Source organism: Streptomyces sp. KR55 (assembly GCF_052245645.1).
Classification (GTDB): Bacteria; Actinomycetota; Actinomycetes; order Streptomycetales; family Streptomycetaceae; genus Streptomyces; species Streptomyces flavusporus.
Map to the genome: position 1 here is coordinate 1 of NZ_JBQQCE010000597.1, position 5,003 is coordinate 5,003.

Consider the following 5,003-nt stretch of genomic DNA (forward strand, 5'->3'; position numbering starts at 1 on the left):
TGCCCGGCCTGTCCCCCGGCGACCACGACGCCTGGCGTGCGGGTCCCCTGCGCGCCGAGGACGTCGAGAGCGTCCGCCGGCTCGCCGCCGCGATGCCGCCCGAGGCCCACGCCGTACCGCTGGGCACCACCGAGCCGCTGCGCCTGCCCGCACCGGAGCGCCTGCTGCGGGCCTTCCTGGACGCGGCGGCCGACGCACTGCCCCGCTCCCCGGCTGCGTCGCTCGTCACGGGCGGTCCGGCCTACGCGGCGCATGAGCCGCAGCACCTCCCCGGGCAACGGGCATGGGCCGCCGATGTCGCCGCGGGTAACGACGCGGGCGTACGCATCTCGCTGCGGATCGAGGTGCACGGTCTGGCAGCCACGGGACCGGACGAGACGGAGCCGGCCTTCCGGGCCGTGCTCCAGGTGCACAGCGTGAGCGATCCCTCGCTGGTCGCGGACGCCGCCGAGGTGTGGGCCGGGACGGATGCGACGAGCCGTGTCCTCGGTCCGCGCGCGCGGATGGACGCCCTGCTCTCGCTCCGTCGCGCCGCCCGCGCCTGGCCGGCGCTCACCCCGCTGCTCTCAGCCGCCGTGCCGGATGCCGTCGAACTCGCCGACGAGGAGGTGACCGAGCTGCTCGGTGACGGTTCGGCAGCCCTCGCCGGTGCCGGGGTCGACGTGCACTGGCCCAGGGAACTGGCCCGCAAGCTGACCGCACGTGCGGTCGTCGGCCCCCCGGACGACGAGACGGCTGCGCACCGGCTGTCCTCGGACACGCCGTCGTTCCTGTCCGCCGATGCACTGCTCGCCTTCAACTGGCGGTTCGCGCTGAGCGACCAGCGGCTCACCCGCGCGGAACTGGACCGTCTCGCCGAGGCGAACCGGCCGGTGGTGCGGCTGCGCGACCAGTGGGTCCTGATCGATCCTCAGGAGGTGCGCCGCGCCCGCGCGCAGCAGGACCGCAAGGTCACGCCCATCGACGCGCTCGGCGCCGCGCTGACCGGCTCGACGGAGGTCGACGGCCGCCGGGTCGAGGTGCAGCCGACGGGGTGGCTGGCCGCGCTGCGTGAGCGCCTCGCGGACCCGGAGCGGCAGGAGCCGGTCGGGCAGCCCGCCGCTCTCGCCGCCGAGCTGCGCGACTACCAGCGGCGGGGCCTGAGCTGGCTGGCCCGGATGACGTCCCTGGGGCTGGGCTGCTGTCTCGCCGACGACATGGGGCTCGGCAAGACGATCACGCTGATCGCCCTGCATCTGCACCGGCAGACCGACCCGTCGGCCGCCGGTCCCACGCTCGTGGTGTGTCCGACGTCCCTGATGGGCAACTGGCAGCGCGAGATCGAGAGGTTCGCGCCCGGCACGCCCGTGCGCCGCTTCCACGGCTCGCGGCGTGCCCTGGACGACCTGGCCGACGGGGAGTTCGTCCTCACCACGTACGGCACGATGCGCCTCGATGCGGGTCGGCTGGCCGAGGTGCCGTGGGGCCTGGTCGTGGCGGACGAGGCACAGCACGTGAAGAACCCGTACTCGGCGACCGCGCGTGCGCTGCGTTCCATCGGCGCACGCGCGCGCGTCGCGCTGACCGGCACACCGGTGGAGAACAACCTCTCGGAACTGTGGGCCATCCTCGACTGGACGACTCCGGGACTTCTCGGCCGCCTCGGCACCTTCCGCACGCGGTACGCGCAAGCCGTGGAGAGCGGCCAGGACCCGGCTGCCGCGGAGCGGCTCGCCCGGCTGGTCCGCCCGTTCCTGCTGCGCCGACGCAAGTCGGATCCGGGGATCGCGCCCGAGCTGCCGCCGAAGACGGAGACCGATCGGGCCGTGTCGCTCACCACGGAGCAGACAGGACTGTACGAGGCGGTCGTACGCGAGACGCTGGCGGAGATCTCCGGCGCCGACAGCATGGCGCGGCGCGGTCTGATCGTGAAGCTGCTGACCGGCCTGAAGCAGATCTGCAACCACCCCGCGCAGTACCTCAAGGAGGACCGGCCCACGATCGCCGGACGCTCGGGGAAGCTGGAGCTGCTGGACGAGCTGCTCGACACCATCCTCGCCGAGGGAGCGAGCGTCCTGGTCTTCACGCAGTACGTGGCGATGGCCCGCATCGTCGAACGGCATCTGTCGGACAGAGGCGTGTCCTCGCAGTTCCTGCACGGCGGAACGCCCGTGCCCGAGCGCGAGGTGATGGTGCGGCGCTTCCAGGACGGTGAAGTCCCCGTCTTCCTGCTGTCGTTGAAGGCCGCCGGCACGGGGCTGAACCTCACGCGGGCCGAGCACGTCGTGCACTACGACCGCTGGTGGAACCCGGCCGTCGAGGCGCAGGCCACCGACCGGGCGTACCGCATCGGCCAGGACCGGCCCGTGCAGGTGCACCGGCTGATCGTCGAGGGCACGATCGAGGACCGGATCGCCGACATGCTGGACCGCAAGCGGGAACTGGCCGACGCGGTGCTCGGCTCCGGCGAGGCGGCGCTGACGGAGCTGACGGACGCGGAACTGGCCGATCTGGTGGAGCTGAGGGGGACCACACGATGAGCCGTCACGACCACGGACACGCCGACGGGACAGAGCGCACGTTCGCCGCGTTGCCGCCCACGCGCGGGAGGGGTTTCGCGGTGACGTGGTGGGGCCGTGCCTGGCTCAGGGCCCTGGAGGACGCGGCCCTGGACGCCGAGCAGGTGAAGACGGGCCGTCGGCTCGCGCGCGCGGGAGCCGTGGGCGCGATGTCGGTGCGGCCGGGCCGCATCACCGCGGTCGTCCAGGACCGCGACGGTACGGGGCACCGGGCCGACGTGCTGCTGGAGGAGCTGTCCGCAGAGCAGTGGAACCGCTTCCTCGAGATGGCGGTGGAGCGGGCCGGGCATGTCGCCGCGCTGCTCGACCGGGAGATGCCGCCGCACCTCGTGGAGGACGCGGCGGCGGCCGGGATCGAACTGCTGCCGGGCATGGGCGATCTGGAGCCCGAGTGCGACTGCGACGCCTGGGACCAGTGCGGGCACACGGCAGCGCTGTGCTACCAGACGGCGCGACTGCTCGACGAGGATCCCTTCGTTCTGCTGCTGATGCGGGGGCGGGGCGAACGCGCCCTGCTGGACGACCTCCAGGACCGCACCAGCAGGCCCGCCGAAGAACCGGTCGAGCCGGAGGGACTGGACGCCGCGGAGGTCTGGGCGGCGGGCGACATCCTGCCTCCGCTGCCCGACCTGCCCGAACTCCCCGAGCACCCTGGTCTCCCGCCCTCTCTGGACACCGAGGCACCGCCTGCCCCAGGGGTCGACCCGGCCGCCCTGGAGTTCCTGGCGGCCCGGACCGCCGTGGCGGCGCATCGGATGCTGGCCCAGGCGCTGCGGCCGACGGCTGTTCCGGAAGCGGAACTGACGGTCGCGCAGGACGCCGTCCGGCTGGCTGCGGGGTCTCCTGAGGAGGCGGTGGCGGACCGGCTCGCCGACGGTGCCGGGCGCGGCCGGGACGAACTCGCGTCGGCCGTACGCGCCTGGCAGTACGGCGGTGTGGCCGGACTGTCGGTGCTCGAGGAGGAGTGGGCCGTGCAAGGGGAAACCCTCGCACGCGCGCGTGCCGCCCTGGAGGCGGCCTGGGACGACGACGAGCGGCCGACGCTGCGCGCCAGGGGCAACCGGTGGACGGTCGTCGGCGCGCCGAGCCAGCTGCGGCTGGGCGGCGACGGCCGCTGGTGGCCGTACCGGAAGGAGCACGGCCGCTGGGCACCGGCGGGAAGCGGGGTCCAGGATCCGGCCACGGCACTGGCCGCGGCGGAACAACCGGCCGCGGAAGACGCCTGATCGAACCGGACGTCGGCCGGACCGGCGGCCGATGTCCGGCGTTCACCGGAGCGTCGTACGTCGTTCCCCGTGGGGTTCAAGTCTGGCCGCTGTCACCTAACTTGGTCCATCAGGAGGCCCGATGTCCCCGCACGCCACCGGCCGGCGCCGCGTCCACCGTTCCGTCGCGACGGGCGTCCCCCTCGCCGTGATCGCCGCTCTGCTGGCGGCGGCTCCGGCCACGGGCGCCCCGTCCGAGGACGCGCGCGTGATCCGCACGGCGACACTGGGCGACCTGTCGCTCGACGCGTTCAGCAACGCGCTGCTGCCCGGCACGGTGGCCGACGACCGGGGTGTGGACCTCGGCGGCATCGGCAGCGACATCCACCCGGCGGGCCGCAAGGGCGAGTTCTGGACGGTCACCGACCGCGGGCCCAACGGCCAGATCAAGGTGGACGGCAAGAATCGGCGGACGTTCCCGGTGCCGGGCTTCGACCCGGCGATCGTGCGGATCCGGGTCTGCGGTGACTCGGTGCGGGTGCTGGACGCGATCCCGATCACCACGTCCTCCGGGAAGCCCGTGACCGGCCTGTCCAACCAGGAGGGGCGTGACGAGGCGCCGTACTCCTACGACGCGAAGACTCCGCTGTCGTACGACCCGAACGGGCTGGACACCGAGGGCATCGTGCGGGCCGAGGACGGCAGTTTCTGGCTCGTCGACGAGTACGGGCCCTCCCTGGTCCATGTCTCCGCGCGCGGGAAGGTGCTCACACGCTATGTGCCGGAGGGGCTGAACCTCACCGGCGCGGACTACCCGGTCGTGGAGGCGCTGCCGTCCGTACTGCTGCACCGGAAGACCAACCGTGGCTTCGAGGGGCTCGCGCTGCTGCCGGGCGGCGACCTGGTGATGGCGGTGCAGAGCCCGCTGTCCCTGCCGGACAAGGACGCCGGAGAGGCGTCGCGCACCACCCGGCTGTTGCGCTTCTCACCGAAGAAGAAGGCCGTCACCGCCGAGTACGCGTACCGCTTCGACCCGGTGAACGTCGTCGATCCCGGCGAGGACGACACCTCCGAGCTCAAGATCTCCTCGGTGGTCGCCGTGGGCGGTGACCGTCTGCTGGTCGAGGAGCGCACCGACAAGGCCGCCCGGCTGCAGCTCGTGCGCCTGGACCGCGACGCGAACATCCTGGGCGGCGCATGGGACGACGACGCCACGTCGCCGTCCCTGGAGCAGCTCGAC

Annotated in this window: 3 protein-coding genes; all 3 read left to right on the forward strand. The window is 73.3% G+C overall.

Annotation, left to right across the window (positions count from 1 at the left end; all coding sequences use genetic code 11):
* Nucleotides 1–2,519 (forward strand): DEAD/DEAH box helicase (locus ACTWQJ_RS46250; protein ID WP_443312381.1); only part of this gene is annotated, 2,519 nt, incomplete at its 5' end.
* Entirely contained in the window at nucleotides 2,516–3,784 is a 1,269-nt protein-coding gene (locus ACTWQJ_RS46255) for an SWIM zinc finger family protein (RefSeq protein WP_443312382.1), read from the forward strand. The genes ACTWQJ_RS46250 and ACTWQJ_RS46255, both read left to right, overlap by 4 nt.
* Nucleotides 3,785–3,905: 121 nt before the next feature.
* The coding region (locus ACTWQJ_RS46260; protein WP_443312383.1) for an esterase-like activity of phytase family protein at nucleotides 3,906–5,003 on the forward strand (1,098 nt) is incomplete at its 3' end.

Excerpts from the sequence above, each read along its gene's own strand:
- ACTWQJ_RS46255 (WP_443312382.1), top strand. The coding sequence starts at position 2,516 with ATGAGCCGTCACGACCACGGACACGCCGACGGGACAGAGCGCACGTTC.